This window comes from Pseudomonas syringae group sp. J309-1 (genome assembly GCF_032582135.1).
GTDB lineage: Bacteria > Pseudomonadota > Gammaproteobacteria > Pseudomonadales > Pseudomonadaceae > Aquipseudomonas > Aquipseudomonas quasicaspiana.
Map to the genome: position 1 here is coordinate 14727 of NZ_JAWHNU010000059.1, position 16901 is coordinate 31627.

The 16901-nt window shown below is 55.2% G+C and carries 14 protein-coding genes and 1 pseudogene; 8 read left to right on the forward strand and 7 right to left on the reverse strand.

Going from position 1 to position 16901, the window contains the following annotated elements:
• The first annotated feature begins 412 nt into the window (after positions 1 to 412).
• Positions 413 to 958 (forward strand): RNA polymerase factor sigma-70, encoded by a 546-nt coding sequence (locus RX972_RS24190; protein ID WP_231675024.1) that lies wholly within the window; start codon positions 413 to 415, stop codon positions 956 to 958.
• Between the two features lie 108 nt (positions 959 to 1066).
• Here RX972_RS24190 and RX972_RS24195 read toward each other — a convergent pair.
• Positions 1067 to 1654: pseudogene (locus RX972_RS24195) on the reverse strand (GNAT family N-acetyltransferase); the annotation flags it as partial.
• Positions 1655 to 2030: 376 nt separating this feature from the next.
• Between RX972_RS24195 and RX972_RS24200 the strand changes: the two are divergent.
• Complete coding sequence (locus tag RX972_RS24200) at positions 2031 to 2594, forward strand: TetR/AcrR family transcriptional regulator (RefSeq protein WP_316879261.1); 564 nt, start codon at positions 2031 to 2033, stop codon at positions 2592 to 2594.
• Here the strand turns inward: RX972_RS24200 and fabF are convergent, their stop codons facing one another.
• Entirely contained in the window at positions 2595 to 3869 is a 1275-nt protein-coding gene (fabF, locus tag RX972_RS24205; RefSeq protein WP_316879263.1) for a beta-ketoacyl-ACP synthase II, read from the reverse strand. It abuts the gene before it with no gap.
• Between the two features lie 259 nt (positions 3870 to 4128).
• Positions 4129 to 4461, reverse strand: coding sequence for a helix-hairpin-helix domain-containing protein (locus tag RX972_RS24210; RefSeq protein ID WP_316879266.1), 333 nt, complete (start codon positions 4459 to 4461; stop codon positions 4129 to 4131).
• A gap of 440 nt (positions 4462 to 4901) precedes the next feature.
• Here RX972_RS24210 and pseB point away from each other — a divergent pair, with 440 nt between their 5' ends.
• The 6 genes from pseB to pseI are packed head-to-tail and all read left to right on the forward strand — an operon-like array spanning position 4902 to position 10488.
• Positions 4902 to 5903, forward strand: coding sequence for a UDP-N-acetylglucosamine 4,6-dehydratase (inverting) (gene pseB, locus RX972_RS24215; RefSeq protein ID WP_263268022.1), 1002 nt, complete (start codon positions 4902 to 4904; stop codon positions 5901 to 5903).
• A gap of 5 nt (positions 5904 to 5908) precedes the next feature.
• The gene (gene pseC, locus RX972_RS24220; protein ID WP_316879267.1) at positions 5909 to 7069 is read left to right on the forward strand and encodes a UDP-4-amino-4,6-dideoxy-N-acetyl-beta-L-altrosamine transaminase; all 1161 of its coding nucleotides are present in this window, start codon (positions 5909 to 5911) and stop codon (positions 7067 to 7069) included.
• Entirely contained in the window at positions 7066 to 7767 is a 702-nt protein-coding gene (pseF, locus tag RX972_RS24225; RefSeq protein WP_316879269.1) for a pseudaminic acid cytidylyltransferase, read from the forward strand. Before pseC ends, pseF begins: the two co-directional genes overlap by 4 nt.
• A gap of 14 nt (positions 7768 to 7781) precedes the next feature.
• Entirely contained in the window at positions 7782 to 8882 is a 1101-nt protein-coding gene (gene pseG, locus RX972_RS24230; protein WP_316879271.1) for a UDP-2,4-diacetamido-2,4,6-trideoxy-beta-L-altropyranose hydrolase, read from the forward strand.
• A complete protein-coding gene (gene pseH, locus RX972_RS24235; protein ID WP_316879273.1) occupies positions 8879 to 9436 on the forward strand; it encodes a UDP-4-amino-4,6-dideoxy-N-acetyl-beta-L-altrosamine N-acetyltransferase in 558 nt (185 codons plus the stop codon). Before pseG ends, pseH begins: the two co-directional genes overlap by 4 nt.
• Positions 9433 to 10488, forward strand: a complete 1056-nt coding sequence (gene pseI, locus RX972_RS24240) for a pseudaminic acid synthase (protein ID WP_316879275.1) — start codon at positions 9433 to 9435, stop codon at positions 10486 to 10488. Before pseH ends, pseI begins: the two co-directional genes overlap by 4 nt.
• 33 nt (positions 10489 to 10521) lie before the next feature.
• Here pseI and RX972_RS24245 read toward each other — a convergent pair whose 3' ends face one another.
• From RX972_RS24245 to RX972_RS24260, 4 genes are all read right to left on the reverse strand, one after another.
• Positions 10522 to 12516, reverse strand: coding sequence for a nucleoside-diphosphate sugar epimerase/dehydratase (locus tag RX972_RS24245; protein ID WP_316879277.1), 1995 nt, complete (start codon positions 12514 to 12516; stop codon positions 10522 to 10524).
• A 245-nt stretch (positions 12517 to 12761) separates the two neighbouring features.
• Positions 12762 to 14762: a polysaccharide biosynthesis protein gene (locus RX972_RS24250; protein WP_410478259.1), complete on the reverse strand. Its 2001-nt coding sequence runs from the start codon at positions 14760 to 14762 to the stop codon at positions 12762 to 12764.
• Positions 14763 to 14846: 84 nt separating this feature from the next.
• Positions 14847 to 15875, reverse strand: a complete 1029-nt coding sequence (locus RX972_RS24255) for an MraY family glycosyltransferase (RefSeq protein WP_410478261.1) — start codon at positions 15873 to 15875, stop codon at positions 14847 to 14849.
• 53 nt (positions 15876 to 15928) lie between these two features.
• Positions 15929 to 16885, reverse strand: a complete 957-nt coding sequence (locus RX972_RS24260; RefSeq protein WP_316879280.1) for an NAD-dependent epimerase/dehydratase family protein — start codon at positions 16883 to 16885, stop codon at positions 15929 to 15931.
• Between the last annotated feature and the right edge of the window lie 16 nt (positions 16886 to 16901).

Sequence of the window (16901 nt, forward strand, 5' to 3'; positions counted from 1 at the left end):
ACGCGTTTCACTTTAGACCGCGCGGACCTTATCGCGGGCAAGCTCTGCTTCCACAGGTCCCACTCGATTTACTTTGCATCTCAGCTTGCAGGCAAACATAGAATCTCCCGCATAGGTCCAATGCTCTTCGAGGCGCATTTAATCTTGAGTTGAAATGCCGTCCCCTGTGGGAGGCTTGCCCGCGATACATAAGACGCAGCTAAAAGACAGACCGCGTCATCGTTTATCGCGGCCAAGCCTCGCCGTTGATGGTCCGCAGAGCAAGCGGTGAGGCAAACGATTATGAGAAAGGAATACCGATATACATATTTCTCATTTGACAATCATTATCATCAAGCCTAATTTGTTGCCCGGTGTGTAGGGGGCTTCCCTACGAAAGCTGCATCTGCCCAATTGCTGCAAGGTGATTTCCATGCCGGAACAACTATCCACAAGTACGTGCGATTCACCGCTTCTCCAGGCGTTTGTCGAAAACCGCCTGATTCTGGTCAAGATTGCCGCCCGCATTACCGGCTGCCGATCACGGGCGGAAGACGTCGTACAGGACGCTTTCTTCCGACTGCAGTCCGCGCCGCAGATCACGTCGTCGATCAAGGCCCAGCTCAGTTACCTGTTTCAGATCGTGCGCAATCTGGCGATCGATCATTACCGCAAACAGGCGCTTGAGCAGAAGTACTCGGGCCCCGAGGAAGAGGGACTCAATGTGGTTATCCACGGCGCGTCTCCTGAAACCTCGCACATGAACTTCACCACCCTGGAAACCATTGCCGACGCCCTGACCGAACTGCCTAGCCGCACTCGCTATGCATTCGAGATGTACCGGCTGCACGGCGTCCCGCAGAAGGACATCGCCAAGGAACTGGGTGTTTCGCCGACACTGGTGAACTTCATGATTCGCGATGCGCTGGTGCATTGCCGCAAGGTTTCCCTGCAAGAGGCTCGCGCTGTACGTCGCTGAACGCTGAACCTGTAGGAGCTGCCGAAGGCTGCGAAAGCGTTTTCACTGACCGCCCCAATCGCAGCCTTCGGCAGCTCCTACAGGGACGGTGCACGACGTAAACCGGCGTTAAGCCCAATCACACCGCTCAAAAAACCGCTGCCGGTCCAGCGTCATCAGCGCTGCCCGCTTATGTGGGAAATCGAATTCCTTCTCCTTCTCGAACCCCTGCCCTTGCATATAGGCAATCATCTTCCCGTTGTCGGCGCGCGGTTCTGACACCAGCCGCTGAGTGCGCTCATCATCGAGAAAAAGGTAATGCACCAGTGCCGAGAGCCAACTGGCGACTTTATGTGGGCCCCGGTGGCTTTCTTCGCCCACGAGCATGTGAATCCCACGGTCGTATTCGCCAGGACTACAGAACGGAGCGATGCGATCTTCCAGCGCCCAATAGGCCTCGAAATAAGCAAAGGGTTCGTCGTCAAAGCAGCCGATCAAGGTCAGTGTATGAGGGTCGGCAGCCTGCTTTTCCAGGTACTCTCGATGCTGCTCCAGCGATCCGCCCTCCTGCCAGAATTGCAGAACGCGAGGATTATTTTGCCAGCGATTGAAGCGCTCAAGGTCCAAATCGACATCCAGAGCGCGCAGAGAAATCGAGGTGCCGAGACGGGCATCAAAACGTCGATAGACTTCGCCGACAGGCTTGGCCGGGCGAATCAACGGCATCGCCGTCGCGGGTAATGACTGAGGCATGCTTTGGGCTCACGAATAAAGGGCTGATTCAATGAGAAAACGTACTCGGGGTGGGAAAATTTAATGCGAGGCTCTCAGCAAGCACCTCAGCTTGAAATGTGGAGTCGTAGCAGGCAACTTTTTGGCGAGAAGGATTACGCGGTGTGTCAGTTGAATCGTCTTCGCGAACAAGTTCGCTCCTACCGTGGGCGTGGTGTTCACGCCGTTCGGGTGCTCGGTGGAACACCACTCCGGTCGCTCCAGAGTGCGCGACCGCTGAGGAAATTTACGCTCCGCGCACGCCTCATCCATGTAAAAATGTCGACCAACATATCAAGGCCAAAAGTATCAGGAGGATTGCATGCGGTACGCGCACGATCACAAAGCCCAGACTCACGAACGCATTCTTCACGAAGCCTCGGCACGCTTTCGTCGCGACGGAATTGGTGCCACCGGGCTGCAGCCACTGATGAAAGCATTGGGGCTGACCCATGGCGGCTTTTACGCGCATTTCAAATCCAAGGATGACCTGGTCGAAAACGCGATGCGCTGTGCGGCGGACGAAGCCAACGAGCGCACCAGACAAGCCTTCGAACAAGAGAATGGCCTGAGCGTCTTTATCGATATGTATTTATCCGAGGGACATCGCAATGCGCCCGAGAAAGGCTGCCCAATGCCGACCATGGCGTCGGAGCTCGGTCAGCGCGGCCAGGCCAGCCCGATCGCCGATGAGCTGATCGAGTCGCGTCTGGCGTTGCTGCAAGAAGCACTCGGCGGGCCGGATGCCGACGCACAAAGCGTGGTAATGCTGTCCGCTCTGGTCGGCGCTTTGATTCTGTCGCGCAGCACTCAGGATCCGGCTCTTTCAGCGCGAATCCTGGACACCACACGTGACTTTCTGAAACAGCAGAACACCGAGTCCTGATCAGTCCTGCCAGCGCTTGAACAACACGCTGGCATTGACGCCACCGAAGCCAAAACCGTTCGACAAGGCGTATTCGATGGCCATGGTCCGCGCTGCGCCGTGGACAATATCGAGACCGGCTGCGGCTTCATCAGGATTGTCGAAATTCAGGGTAGCCGGAGCGATCTGATCGCGAATCGCCAACGCCGTGAAAATCGCCTCGATCCCACCCGCAGCGCCCAACAAATGCCCGGTCGCCGATTTAGTCGACGTCACTGCAATCGAGTGTTGATCGCCAAACAGTGCCTTGATGGCGGCCATCTCTCCTTTGTCACCGACCGGCGTGGAAGTGGCATGAGCATTCAGATGCTGAATGTTCTCCGGGTTGATCCCCGCCTGACGAATCGCCGCCCTCATGGCCCGCTGAGCACCACTGCCATCCTCCGGTCCAGCCGTCAGGTGATAAGCATCCGCACTGGTGCCATAGCCCACCAGCTCTACAATCGGTTTAGCGCCCCGGGCCAAGGCGTGTTCCAGCGATTCAATCACCAGAATCCCGGCGCCCTCGCCCATCACAAAACCGTCGCGATCCCGGTCAAAGGGACGCGAAGCCCGCTCTGGCGTGTCATTGAAGCCACTGGACAAGGCCCGGGCTGCAGCGAAACCTCCCAGGCTGACCCGATCAATCGCCGCCTCCGCCCCACCGCAAATAGCAATGTCCGCTTCACCACAACGGATCATGCGCGCTGCATCGCCAATGGCTTGTACACCCGCAGCACACGCTGTCACCGGAGCGCCCAGCGGTCCTTTGAAACCATGCTGAATGGAAACATGACCCGCCGCCAGATTGACCAGAAACGAGGGGATCGTAAACGGCGACAGACGCCGCGGCCCACGGCTGTCGGTGGTGCGCACCGCATCGGCAATCGCCCCGAAACCACCAATACCCGAGCCAATAATAGTCGCTGTACGCTCTTGGGCTTCTTCGCTATCGGCGACCCAGCCCGCCTGCGTAATCGCCTCTTTGGCAGCAGCGAGGGCAAACACGATAAAGCGATCCATCTTCTTTTGCTCTTTGGCGGGCACCGCGCTGTCGGCATCGAAACCGGCTTGAGGATCGTCAGCCATCAGCGGTACGCGACCACCCACCTTGCCGGGCAGATCGGCAACGACCTCTTCACTGAGCCGAACAATGCCGGAGCGCCCTTCCAGCAAACGCTGCCATACGGCTTCGACGCCAGTGCCCAGAGGCGTTACCAGCCCCATTCCCGTCACGACGATTCGTGGACCCTTCATAGTGATCTGTGCCTCGGTGTTCAAGATTTGACGCCTCTTGCGTGAGTGGTGCTCATTCTGGAATCTCCAATTCGAATACCATCTTTATATTACATGCGTAATTCAAATCATTGTATGTCGATCAGCATTTGATGTGTCAAGAAGGCCAAAAGGATCAGGAGGACTGGCGCTTGTCAGGTTTAGCAGATGGTGGAAATAAAAGCGGGGCTGACAGGAAGGCCGGTCATGGACCGGCCTGATCAGAAGGAGTTAACGAAGGTTACTCGACCGCGAGTCTGTCCCGGTTCTTGTCCAGAAGGGCTTTGCCAATGCCTTTGACTTCAATCAACTCGTCCACCGAGGTGAACTCACCGTTGGCTTCGCGATAGGCAACGATGGCTTCAGCCTTGCCTTTGCCGATGCCCGACAGTTGCTTCTGCAGGGTTTCCGCTTCGGCCGTATTGATGTTGACCCTGGGTGCCATCTGCTCCTGCATGGCAGCTGGGGCCATGGGATTATTCTTTTCCGCAGGCATTGCCGGTGCAGCGGTTACAGCAACCGAAGCACTGGTTAAAAACGCGAATAACAACGAGGAAAGAAAAGCTTTACGCATGTGGAACACTCCGTAACATCATGATTGAGTGCGACATTCCTTGAGTCGCCACTCAAACCTAGTTCAGGGTCTTGAGGTGTCAATTGAGGCAAGGGTGACCAGTTATTACACTTGCAAGCGGTTAAGAGAATTCATTACCCGAACCCCTGTTATCGGGTAACAAGAGGCGACAAACTGCTTCTGATGCAACAACGCGAGACGCATCGGTTTGAAGCGCACCTGTTGGAGCGAGGCACGCCCGCAAAGCACATGACGGGGCGCGATGGGTGATTTATTCAGGCCCAATGGTTGCTCAAAGACTTACGACCGTAGACAGTGCGATATGCTCTACCTCATGACTAAAGTGCTCGATCAAGGCACCTATGACGATTTGACCGCACGTACAGATGCCTTCAAGCGTATGGCCGTACACCTCCAGGACTTCTTTTCAGGATAGATAGATGTTCAACGATAAGACCATTCTCATCACCGGTGGCACGGGGTCGTTCGGCAAGAAATACGTTCAGACTATTTTGAGCCGCTACACGCCCAAGAAGTTGATCATTTTTTCCCGTGATGAGCTCAAACAGTACGAAATGCAGCAGACCTTCAATGCCCCGTGCATGCGCTATTTCATTGGTGACGTACGAGATAAAGAACGCATGGTGCAAGCGATGCGGGGTGTTGATTTCGTTATTCACGCCGCGGCACTCAAGCAGGTGCCTGCCGCAGAATACAACCCGATGGAATGCATCAAGACCAACATTCATGGTGCTGAAAACGTTATCCATGCAGCGCTGGAAAATAACGTAGAGCGGGTGATTGCGCTATCTACCGACAAGGCTGCCAACCCGATCAATCTTTACGGTGCAACCAAGCTCGCGTCCGACAAGCTTTTTGTCGCCGCCAACAATATGTCCGGGGGTCATCGCTGCCAGTTCTCGGTAGTTCGCTACGGCAACGTGGTCGGGTCGCGCGGTTCGGTTGTACCGTTCTTTGAAAAGCTCATCGCTTCCGGTGCTGACTCCTTGCCGATTACCGACGCACGCATGACGCGCTTCTGGATCACGTTGCAACAGGGCGTGGACTTTGTGTTGAAGAACTTTGAACGCATGTATGGCGGTGAGATTTTCGTCCCCAAGATTCCGTCGGTGCGCATTACTGACCTCGCTGAAGCCATGGCGCCGGGCATGCCACAAAAGGTTATCGGGATCCGTCCTGGCGAGAAGCTGCACGAGATTATGTGCCCTTCCGATGACTCGCACCTGACCCTTGAGTTTGAAGATCACTACGTGCTGCGCCCGACCATCACATTCTACAGTCGCACCAACGACTTCACCGTGAACCAGTTGGGTGAAACCGGTGTGCCTGTGCAGCAAGGGTTCGAATACAACTCCGGGACAAATCCGCAGTTTCTCGATGTGGCTCAGGTTGTCGAGTTCAACAAGTCCGCCGAGGCCTGAAGAATATGATCCCCTATGGCCGTCAGGACATTACCCAGGCCGATATCGACGCCGTGGTTGGCGTTTTGCAGTCCGACTTTCTGACCCAAGGGCCAATGGTCCCGAAGTTTGAGGGCATGATTGCCAACTACTGCAACGCGAAGCACGCACTTGCAGTCAACAGTGCGACGTCCGCACTGCACATTGCCTGCCTTGCGTTGGGGCTTGGGCCGGGCGATCTTTTGTGGACCACACCGGTGACATTCGTGGCTTCTGCCAACTGCGGATTGTATTGCGGCGCGCGGGTGGATTTCGTTGATATAGACCCGCGTACCTACAACCTTGATGTCGCAGCACTTGAGCATAAATTGCTGGAGGCTCAACAGAATGGCCAGCTGCCGAAGGTATTGGTTGCGGTGCATCTCTGCGGCCAGCCTTGTGACATGGAGCGTATCCATGCACTGTCGCAGCAATTCGGGTTTCGGGTCATCGAAGATGCATCCCATGCCATTGGCGGCAAGTATCAAGGCCTGCCTATTGGTAACTGCCAATACAGCGCTATCACGGTTTTCAGCTTTCACCCGGTGAAGATCATTACCACCGCAGAAGGCGGGATGGTCACCACCAATGATGCGCAACTGGCGCAGAAAATGGGGCTGCTGCGCAGTCACGGTATTACCCGCGATCCAGAGCAAATGACCCACGATGCCGACGGCCCGTGGTACTACCAGCAGATCGATCTCGGTTTCAATTACCGAATGACCGAGCTGCAAGCGGCGCTGGGCGTAAGCCAGATGGACCGACTTGATGACTACGTTGCACGGCGGCATGAGCTGGCAGCACGTTATCGGGAGTTGCTGGCTCACTTGCCCGTTACGCTCCCGTGGCAGCACCCGGAAGGCTATTCAGGTCTGCACTTGTTCGTCATTCGCTTGCAGCTCGACAAACTGGCCGTTACGCATCGTCAAGTATTCGAATCTCTGCGTGCTCAGGGTATCGGCGTAAACCTGCATTACATCCCCGTACACACGCAGCCGTACTTCGCAGCAATGGGCTTCGCGCCCGACGCCTTTCCAGAAAGCCAGAAATACTATCGCGAAGCCATCAGTATTCCGATGTTCCAGACCATGACCTTCGATCAGCAGGATGAAGTTGTTGCAGCCCTGAACAAGGCGCTCATCCCATGAAACTGGCGGTGATCCCGGCTCGCGGTGGCAGCAAGCGTATTGCCCGTAAAAACATCAAAATGTTCTGCGGCAAACCGATCATCGCCTGGTCGATCGAGGCAGCACTTCAGAGTGGCTGCTTCGATCACGTTGTCGTGTCCACCGATGATGCCGAAATAGCGGAAGTTGCCCGGAACTATGGAGCGACCACGCCGTTCATGCGCCCGGATACGTTGTCGGACGATTACACCGGCACTATCCCGGTGGTGGCCCACGCCGTGCAGTGGCATCTGGATAGCGGCATTGCCGCGACTCATGTGTGCTGCGTCTACGCGACGGCGCCCTTCGTCAGGGCTGAGGATCTGCGGGCAGGTCTGAATGTGCTGGAAGAGACCGGCAGTGATTATGCATTTTCAGTGACCAGCTACCCCTTCCCGATTCAGCGCGCCATACGCCTTGATGAAGCCGATCGCGTCAGCATGTTCAGCCCGGAACATTTCAATACCCGCTCCCAGGAGCTGGAAGAAGCTTTTCACGACGCAGGCCAATTCTATTGGGGCAAGGCGAGTGCCTGGCTGCAGGGCAAAATTATGTTCAGTCAGGATTCTGCAGCTGTGAAGCTGGCCCGCCACCGCGTTCAGGACATCGATACCCTTGAAGACTGGTTGCGCGCGGAATGGATGTTCAAGGCGATGAATGCTGTGGATGGGGCAAAGTGAAGCCGATGAGGGTCATGTTCAGGGTCGATGCCTCCCTTGAAATGGGTAGCGGCCATGTAATGCGCTGCCTGACATTGGCTAATGCCCTCAAGGAAAGAGGCTCCGTTTGTGAGTTTCTATGCCGAGAGCATCCTGGAAACCTGATTGCGCTTATTCGAGATCAAGGGTTTCCTGCCTTTAACCTGGGAGCGCCTTGCTCTGAAGTATCGGCTCATCCCGGCGCCCAGTATCTTCAATGGTTGGGGGCCACTCAGGAGAGTGATGCATCGGCGTGCAAGAGCGCTCTTGGGGATAACCCATATGACTGGTTAATCGTTGATCACTACGGCATCGACTATCGCTGGCAGTCGCTGCTTGAATCTCATTACTCAAGGTTGGCCGTCATCGATGATTTGGCGAATCGCACCCATCGTTGCGATGTTTTGCTGGACCAGACATACGGACGCCCCCAGTCGGACTACGAGGCATTGGTGCCTGGGGAGTGCGAAATACTGACTGGCAGTCAATACGCCCTGCTTCGCCCGGACTTTTCAAGACTGCGAGAAATGTCACTCGATCGGCGTAAAAACAGCGAACTGAAACGTATCCTGATCAGTCTCGGTGGGGTCGACAGCAACAATGTCACGGAGCGGGTTCTGGATGGCTTGTGCGAAAGCCCGCTCCCCAAGGATTCTGAAATCGTTGTCGTGATGGGGACGACTGCTCCGTGGCTGGATGCCGTTCGCAAACGGGCAGCGCGCATGCCCTGGAGCACCGGTGTCCTTGAGAACGTTTCGGATATGGCCAGTCAGATGTGCGCTGCCGATCTGGCCATAGGCGCTGCTGGATCTACGTCCTGGGAACGATGCTGTCTTGGCCTGCCTACGCTGGTGCTGATATTGGCCGATAACCAACGATATGCCGCCTCGTTGCTGTCGTCTGCGGGCGCAGCTCACCTGCTGTCGTCTGAAGAGCAACTTGGCGATCAATTATCGCAGTGCATCGAACGTGCGCTCAGTGATCCTGGCTTTCTGAATAACATGACCACTGTAGCTTCGGGGATTACTGACGGTGCAGGTGCGAGCAAGGTCAGCAGTATTCTGGAGCGACTGACGGGTGTGGAGATAGCGCAGTGAACAGCCTGGGGATGTTGAGAGCGATTCGTCAGGATGAACTCGAACGCGTACTGACGTGGCGTAACGCTGAAAGCGTTCGGCGTAACATGTATTCACGACACCTGATTTCTACCGCTGAACACCTGAAGTGGTGGAACTCGCTTCAGGGGCAATCGGATCGACGTTATTTCATGTATGAGTGCTCGGGCGTTCCATTGGGCGTCGTGGGATTTAGCGATCTTGGAAGGGTTGATGCCGTTGGCACATGGGCGTTTTATGCCGATCCAGAAGCGCCGAAAGGAACGGGCAGCAAAATGGAATTCCTGGCATTGGATATGGCGTTTGGCGAGCTCGCCCTGACCAAGCTCCGATGCGAAGTCCTGGAATTCAATACTGCCGTGCTCAAGCTGCATCAGAAATTTGGATTCAGGATTGAAGACGTCCCGCCTAAGCAGCATCTGTACGAGGGTGAGCAAGTGGGCATCGTGGAGTTCGGTTTGTTGTCAGCGGAGTGGCAGGAAAAGCGTCCGGTTATTCTGGAGAAGTTGGTCAAGGTGTTTGGGGAGAAGTCATGAGTCCATCGATATCCATAGCAGGCCGTACCATTGGTGTGGAGTCTTCTCCCTATATCATTGCCGAGCTGTCCGCCAATCATAACGGCAAGCTGGAAACAGCACTCAAGATCATTGAAGCTGCCAAACTGGCGGGTGCGGATGCCGTCAAGTTACAGACCTATACGGCAGATACCATTACCCTTAATAGCGATGCTGATGAGTTTAAAATTCACGGCGGGTTATGGGACGGCGAAACGCTTCATGGGCTGTATCTTCGCGCTCAGATGCCGTGGGAGTGGCACGCGCCGCTGTTTGAACATGCTCGTAAAGTAGGCATTACGCTATTCAGCTCGCCATTCGATTCAACGGCTGTCGACTTGCTTGAAGATCTCGGCGCGCCTGCCTACAAGATTGCTTCATTTGAAGCTGTAGATCTGCCGCTGATCAAATACGTCGCCAGCACCGGCAAACCCATGATCATCTCCACCGGGATGGCCGATGAGCAAGAGATTGCCGAAGCCATTGAAGCAGCGCGTGCCGGAGGCTGCAAAGAACTCGCCATTCTGCACTGTGTCAGTGGTTATCCTGCGCCTGCGGAAGACTACAACCTGCGTACCCTCCCCGACATGATGAAGCGCTTCGGGTTGGTGACCGGTCTCTCGGACCATACACTCGATAACACCACTGCCATTACCAGTGTTGCCCTGGGCGCATCGATCATTGAGAAGCACTTCACCCTCGACCGCAGTGGCGGTGGTCCAGACGATAGTTTCTCCCTGGAACCTCATGAGCTGATGGCGTTGTGTCGAGACAGCAAGACGGCCTGGGCTGCGTTAGGTCGTGTGGACTATGGTCGTAAAGCCAGCGAGCAAGGCAACGTCAAGTTTCGTCGTTCGCTGTATTTCGTGAAGGATCTCAAGGCCGGTGAGATGATCAGTGCGGATGCTGTGCGTAGCGTAAGGCCTGGCTTTGGGATGGCACCGAAGTATCTGGATCAGGTCATTGGCTCTGTCGCTGGAGTGGACATTGCCATGAATACCCCGGTGCGTGCCGAGCATGTGAAGTTCAAGTAGTCATCGTCTTTGGAGGCCCACCGGAATGCCCTTTCAAAGATTCCGGTGTCGCTGCTGATAACTCCAATCCACGATGTCGCCGTCAGGGGCATACCCGTTCACGGTCTCCATGAGTATTTTCCTGACCCGCGCATAGTCATCTTCCGCAACAGCAATGAGCAATTGGTCCAGATAATCCTTCATCTTCTCCCATGAAAGATAATCTTCATTGGCACTCATGATCATCGGATGCTGCGTGGAGACAACGTTATCGCCAATCAATAACTCTTCGTAAAGTTTCTCTCCGGGGCGCAACCCGGTGAACTCGATAGAAATATCGCCCTGCGGATTCTTCTCGGATCGAATGCTCAGCCCGGACAGGTGCACCATCTTTTCCGCCAGGTCGACGATTTTGACGGGCTCGCCCATGTCCAGCACAAATACATCACCGCCCATGCCCATCGAGCCGGCCTGGATGACCAACTGCGCGGCTTCAGGAATAGTCATGAAGTACCGGGTGATCTTGGGGTGAGTGACCGTAAGCGGTCCGCCGGACTTAATCTGTTTGTGGAATAACGGGATAACGGATCCGGACGAGCCCAGCACATTGCCAAACCGGACCATGATGAAACGGGTTTTGTTGACCTGATGAATATTCGAGGTATCACCAAACATGACCGGTGATAGCTCTCGACTTAACGCTTGAAGGGTCATTTCGGCAAGTCGCTTTGTTCCTCCCATGACGTTGGTAGGACGCACAGCCTTGTCAGTCGAAATCAGCACGAAGTTGGCAACCCCGGCTTGAAGGGACGCTTGAGCCGTATTAACCGTGCCCAGCACATTGTTGATCACACCTTCGGCGATATTGTGTTCAACCATCGGCACATGTTTATACGCAGCCGCATGGTAAACCGTGGTCACGTTCCAGGTTTTAAGGGTGTCGTACAGCTTGGACTGGCTGCGCACTGAACCAAGAATCGGCAGCAGCTTTACCGGCAAGGTCCTGCTTTGAACAAAGGCCTCCAACTCGGAAAAAATGGTGTAGAGATTAAACTCGCTATGATCGAACAGGATAAGAGTAGTGGGTTCCAGTAACACGATCTGGCGGCACAGTTCCGATCCAATCGATCCTCCGGCCCCAGTGACCAGAACCGTCTGCCGCTTGATGCAGCGCTCAAGCAAGTGATCCTGAGCAGGCACCGGGTCACGCCCCAGAAGGTCAGCGATGTCCACTTCCTGAAGATCGTCGACTTTTACTCGCCCCGCCGCCAGATCCATGAACCCTGGAACGCTTCGGACGTGGAGAGGGAAGCCTTCGAGAAATCCTAAAATCTCACGCCGACGCCCACGCGTCGAAGAGGGAATGGCCAGCAGGATTTCCTGAGCCCCGGTCATTTCCATCATTCGCTGAATATGCTGAGGCTTGTAAACCTGAAGCCCGGAAATGATCCGGTTAGTGATGGAACTGTCATCATCGATAAACGCAACAGGACGCATGAGGCGTCCCATTCGTAATGCCGCCACTAATTGATTGCCCGCTGAACCCGCACCGTAGATAGCAACTTTGAGGATGCCATCCTCCCGATTGCTAAAGGGTACATGCTGCGACGCTGCGAACCAGTCGCCAAGGAAGTACTGACGCATGGCAAGACGCAAGCCGCCGATCATGACCAGGCTCAACCACCAGTAGTTGAACATGATGGACCGTGGTACCAACGGCTTGTGATTGCTGTAGACATAAACCAGGCAGCCTAGAATCAATGCAGAAAGGCTGACCGCTTTGATGATAGCGATGAGGGCATCGTTACCGAAGTAGCGCATGACGGCCCGGTAAAGGCCCATTCGAATGAAAAGCGGGATGGCGACAATGGGGGCGCTGATAAACAACCAGGTGTGTGAGTGCAGAGGGTTAATCAAATCGTCGGCGCCAAGCCGCACGAAAAATGCCATCCACAACGCAGCCCACACCAGGACAATATCAGTGGCTACCTGAATGATTCGTTTTTGACGGCGAGGCAGCGCTAACAGGAATGCTCTAAGTTTTTCCATAGTCCCCTTCAGTCCCCTTGATCAGCATCCTGGGTCATCTACGCAACCTGCAGAACATCAGGCGAGGATGAAGTCGTTACGAGTTATCTCAAAAACTATAGAACAACGCCATCAATTATAGAGCCGCGTCGTTAAATTTCATGTTGAGGGCAGACTGTTTGTAGCCGAGGTTCGATAAGCGATCTAAACGTAGCCTAATGCCATGTATATCCATGATCTCATGTATTCCCCCCCCGCGCTCGGTCTTACTGGGGGTCAGCACGCGTCTCAAGGTAATTCCAGTCAACAATGTCACCCTCTGGGGCGTAACCAGTAACCAGGTCGCCTAATACACGCCTCACATCCGGATAGTCGTCTCTTGAAACCGCATCGAGAAGTAACTCCAGTTGCTCCTTGAGCTGGCTCCAGGGCAGGAAATCTTCCTGAGCACTCATGATCATCGGGTGGCGCGTCGAGACGACGTTATCGCCGATCAACAACTCTTCATAGAGTTTCTCACCCGGCCGCAATCCAGTGAACTCGATAGCGATGTCACCGTGAGGGTTGCGCTCGGATCGAATACTGAGCCCGGAAAGATTGATCATTCGCTCGGCGAGTTCAATGATCTTGACCGGGGCGCCCATGTCCAGCACGAAGACTTCCCCTCCCCGCCCCATGGAGCCTGCCTGTATCACCAACTGAGCGGCTTCAGGAATAGTCATGAAATAGCGGGTGATAGCCGGGTGCGTCACGGTCAACGGACCACCGCTCTTGATCTGTTGGTGAAACAGTGGAATGACCGAACCTGATGAGCCAAGCACATTACCGAAGCGCACCATCGTGAATCGTGTCTTGTTGACTTGAGAAACATTGCTGCTGCCACGAAACAGTACCGGCGCAACTTCACGACTGAGGGCCTGGAGAACCATTTCTGCAAGCCGCTTGGTACTGCCCATTACATTGGTCGGACGCACAGCCTTGTCGGTAGAGATCAAAACAAAGTTGGTGACACCGGCCTGCAAGGCAGCCTGTGCCGTATGCAAAGTGCCCATGACATTATTAAGCACGCCTTCGGCAATGTTGTGTTCAACCATCGGGACATGCTTATAAGCCGCAGCGTGGTAAACCGTGTCCACGCCCCAGGTATTCATCACATCGACCATTTTGCCGAAGTAACGAACCGAGCCGAGAATAGGCAATACTTCAACGTCCAGCGAATTCCTCCGAACCTGCTGGTCCAACTCCCCAACAATGCTGTAAAGATTGAACTCGCTGTGATCGAGCAGCAGAAGCTTGGTGGGCTTGAGCATCAGGATCTGGCGACAGAGCTCAGAGCCGATTGAACCGCCGGCTCCCGTGACCATTACGACTTTGCCGGTGATACAGTGCTCCAGCAGATCATCCTGCGCAGGCACAGCATCGCGACCGAGCAAGTCAGCGATATCGACCTCCTGGATGTCATCGACCTTTACCCTGCCGCTGGCCAGATCCGCGAGGGCTGGAACACTGCGTACGTGCAGCGCATAGCCTTCCAGATATTCGAGAATCTCTCGACGCCGAACTCGTGTGGTTGATGGCAAGGCCAGGAGTACTTCTTCAGCGCCTGTCGCGTCGATCATCTGCTGAATATGCCTGGGTTTATAAACCTGCAATCCGGCAATGGTACGCTTGGTGATCGTGTCGTCGTCGTCGATGAAAGCCACAGGTCGCATAGCGCGTCCCATACGCAACGCAGCGACTAGTTGATTGCCAGCTGAACCCGCGCCATAGATCGCAACTTTAGGCAGACCATCATTGCGTGAAGCAAAAGGCACATGCTGGGCGGCCATGAACCAGTCGCCCATGAAGTACTGGCGCATGATCAGACGCAAGCCGCCGACCATCACCAGGCTCAACCACCAGTAATTGAACACGATGGAGCGTGGGACGATTATCTTCTGGTCGCTGTACCAGTACACAAAAAAGCCTACCAGCAACGCCGAAAGGGTTACCGCCTTGCATATGGTAATGAGCGCATCATTGCCGAAAAAGCGCATCACCGCTCGGTACATGCCAAAACGGATGAAGATGGGAATGGTCAGTAAGGGCGTTGCGATGAAAAGCCACAAGTGGGCGGTGAGGGCCGAAAAAGCAACCTCAAGCCCGAGTCGCACAAAAAACGCTAGAGCGAGTGCCGCCCAGATAATGGCGACGTCGGCACCGACCTGCAGCATTCGTTTGTTTTGGCGCGAAAGACCGAGCATTCGCGAGCGCAAAGACATTTTCATCCCTCAACCACACTAATCCATACGCTATTGTACGGACTGTCGTTGGACCGCGCTTAGTTGAAAACGACCTTTGTAGCATTTTTATTACAGACGGTTGGCATCATTGGATTCAAGCCCGCCCGCCCCTAGCACTAGAGCCAGTGCCAACAACGGTACATATGCAATGACCAGCAAGGTTGCACCATCAAATCCCCAGATGCCTGTCGCCATGGCCAGCGGCAGCAGCCAGAACACGTTGATAGCCATCACTCCCAAGGTAACCGGCAAATGCCGACCAAAACGACGTGATGCAAACTGATAAGCATGGGAGCGATGCGCCTCGTACACCTTGTCACCGCGTACAAGTCGGCGAATGAGTGTTGCAGTTGCATCGACGATAAATACGCCCAGCAAAATCAGCCAGCTCCATAACAAGGACGGCTCAGCCCATGCGGCCTGCAGCGAAAGAAGCCCGATGATGACGCCGAGAAAGCCGCTACCGGCATCGCCCATGAAAATGCGAGCGGGTGGGAAATTCCAGAACAGAAAGCCTGCTACGGCAGCAGCCAGCAACAGCGGTAAAACGATCAACGACCCATGGCCTGAAAGAACATAGATCAGACAGGCACCCAGGCACACGCAAATCGCCTCGACACTGGCGATGCCATCGATGCCATCCATGAAGTTATAAAGGTTGAGCATCCAGACCAGATAGAACAGCGTCAGGACATGCCCTATCCAACCGAGGTCGAACGTCGCACCGAACAGACTGAACGGCGGCAGGCCGCCTAACCAGTAAAGCCCCCAGATCGCGGCACTGAAATGCCCAAGCAACCGCCAGCGCGCCGCAATGTGGCCGTGGTCATCGAGGAAACCCAGAATCGCAACGACCAGGCCAGCACCGCTCAGGGCAAGCGGCGCATGCCAGGCCCCGGGGGTTTCAAACTGCATCACCAACAGCGCTAATAAAAAACTCAGGACAATGGCGACACCCCCGCCCCGAGGCGTGGGCAAACTATGGGAGCTTCGCGCGTTGGGAATGTCCATGAGGCTACGTGCCAATGCGTAACGCCGTAATACCCAGGTGAGCCCCGCCGATAACAAAACGATCGCAGGCACCCACCAGAAACTCAAATCCATCAAGCGGCTACATCCTTCGAAAAACGGCCATTCTATACGGTTCGTACTCAGGAGCGGGACTGCAACCATTGCCTGGCACTGTCGCGCAATGCATCGGCCGCACTAATCTCGGGTTGCCACCCCAACACGCTACGCGCCTTACTGGCGTCTACCTGCAACGAACCGCACAGTTGCTGGCCCAGCCCCTTACGGCCAAGCAAAGCAAGACCGCTGCGCAACACCGAGACCGGAACAGGAAGACGCCTTGCGCGATGCCCCATGCCCTGCGCCAGAAACTCAACCAATTGAGTCGTCGAAACATCCTGCCCATCGGCGATCACGAACGTCTCATTGGCAGCCGCTGGATGCGTAAGGCAAAGCTCAAGAAACCCCACCAGATTTTGCAACGCGATCATGCTCCGGGCATTACGAACGCGGCCCAAGGGCAGCGGAAACCTCTTGCCAACAAGTCCTAGCAGACGGGCGAAGTTGCCAGGCGCATGACCCGCGTAGACCAGCGGCGGACGGACTATCACCAATTCCATGGGTTGACCTGCCACCAGATCCCGCAATGCCAGTTCGGCTTCAAGCTTCGACTGGGCATAAGCCTGCTGCGGCTGGGGAGTGGAAAGCTCAGTGAAAGGTTGACCAGGTTGGGTTTCAGGACCGTTGACACCAATGGAACTGATGAATACAAATCGTCGAACCCCCGCTTCCATTGCCTGACGGGCCAAGGCCAACGTGCCTTCGACGTTGACCTTGCGAAACTGCTCAAGCGGATCCGCTTCTTCCTCGCGCAGGACGTGGGCTCTGCCTGCGGTGTGAATCACCACGTCACAATGGGTTAGCGCGGCGGACCAGTTGGTATTGCGATCAATACTGGCGACTTGTATCCAGTTTTCAGCGCCGTTATCAGGGCGACGTGATGTGCCGCGGACACCTAACCCCTTGGACTGGATACGATCAAAAAGGGAGCGACCGATGAAGCCGCTTGCGCCTGTGATTAAATAGGAAGACGATTTCATAGCGGACTCAAAGTCG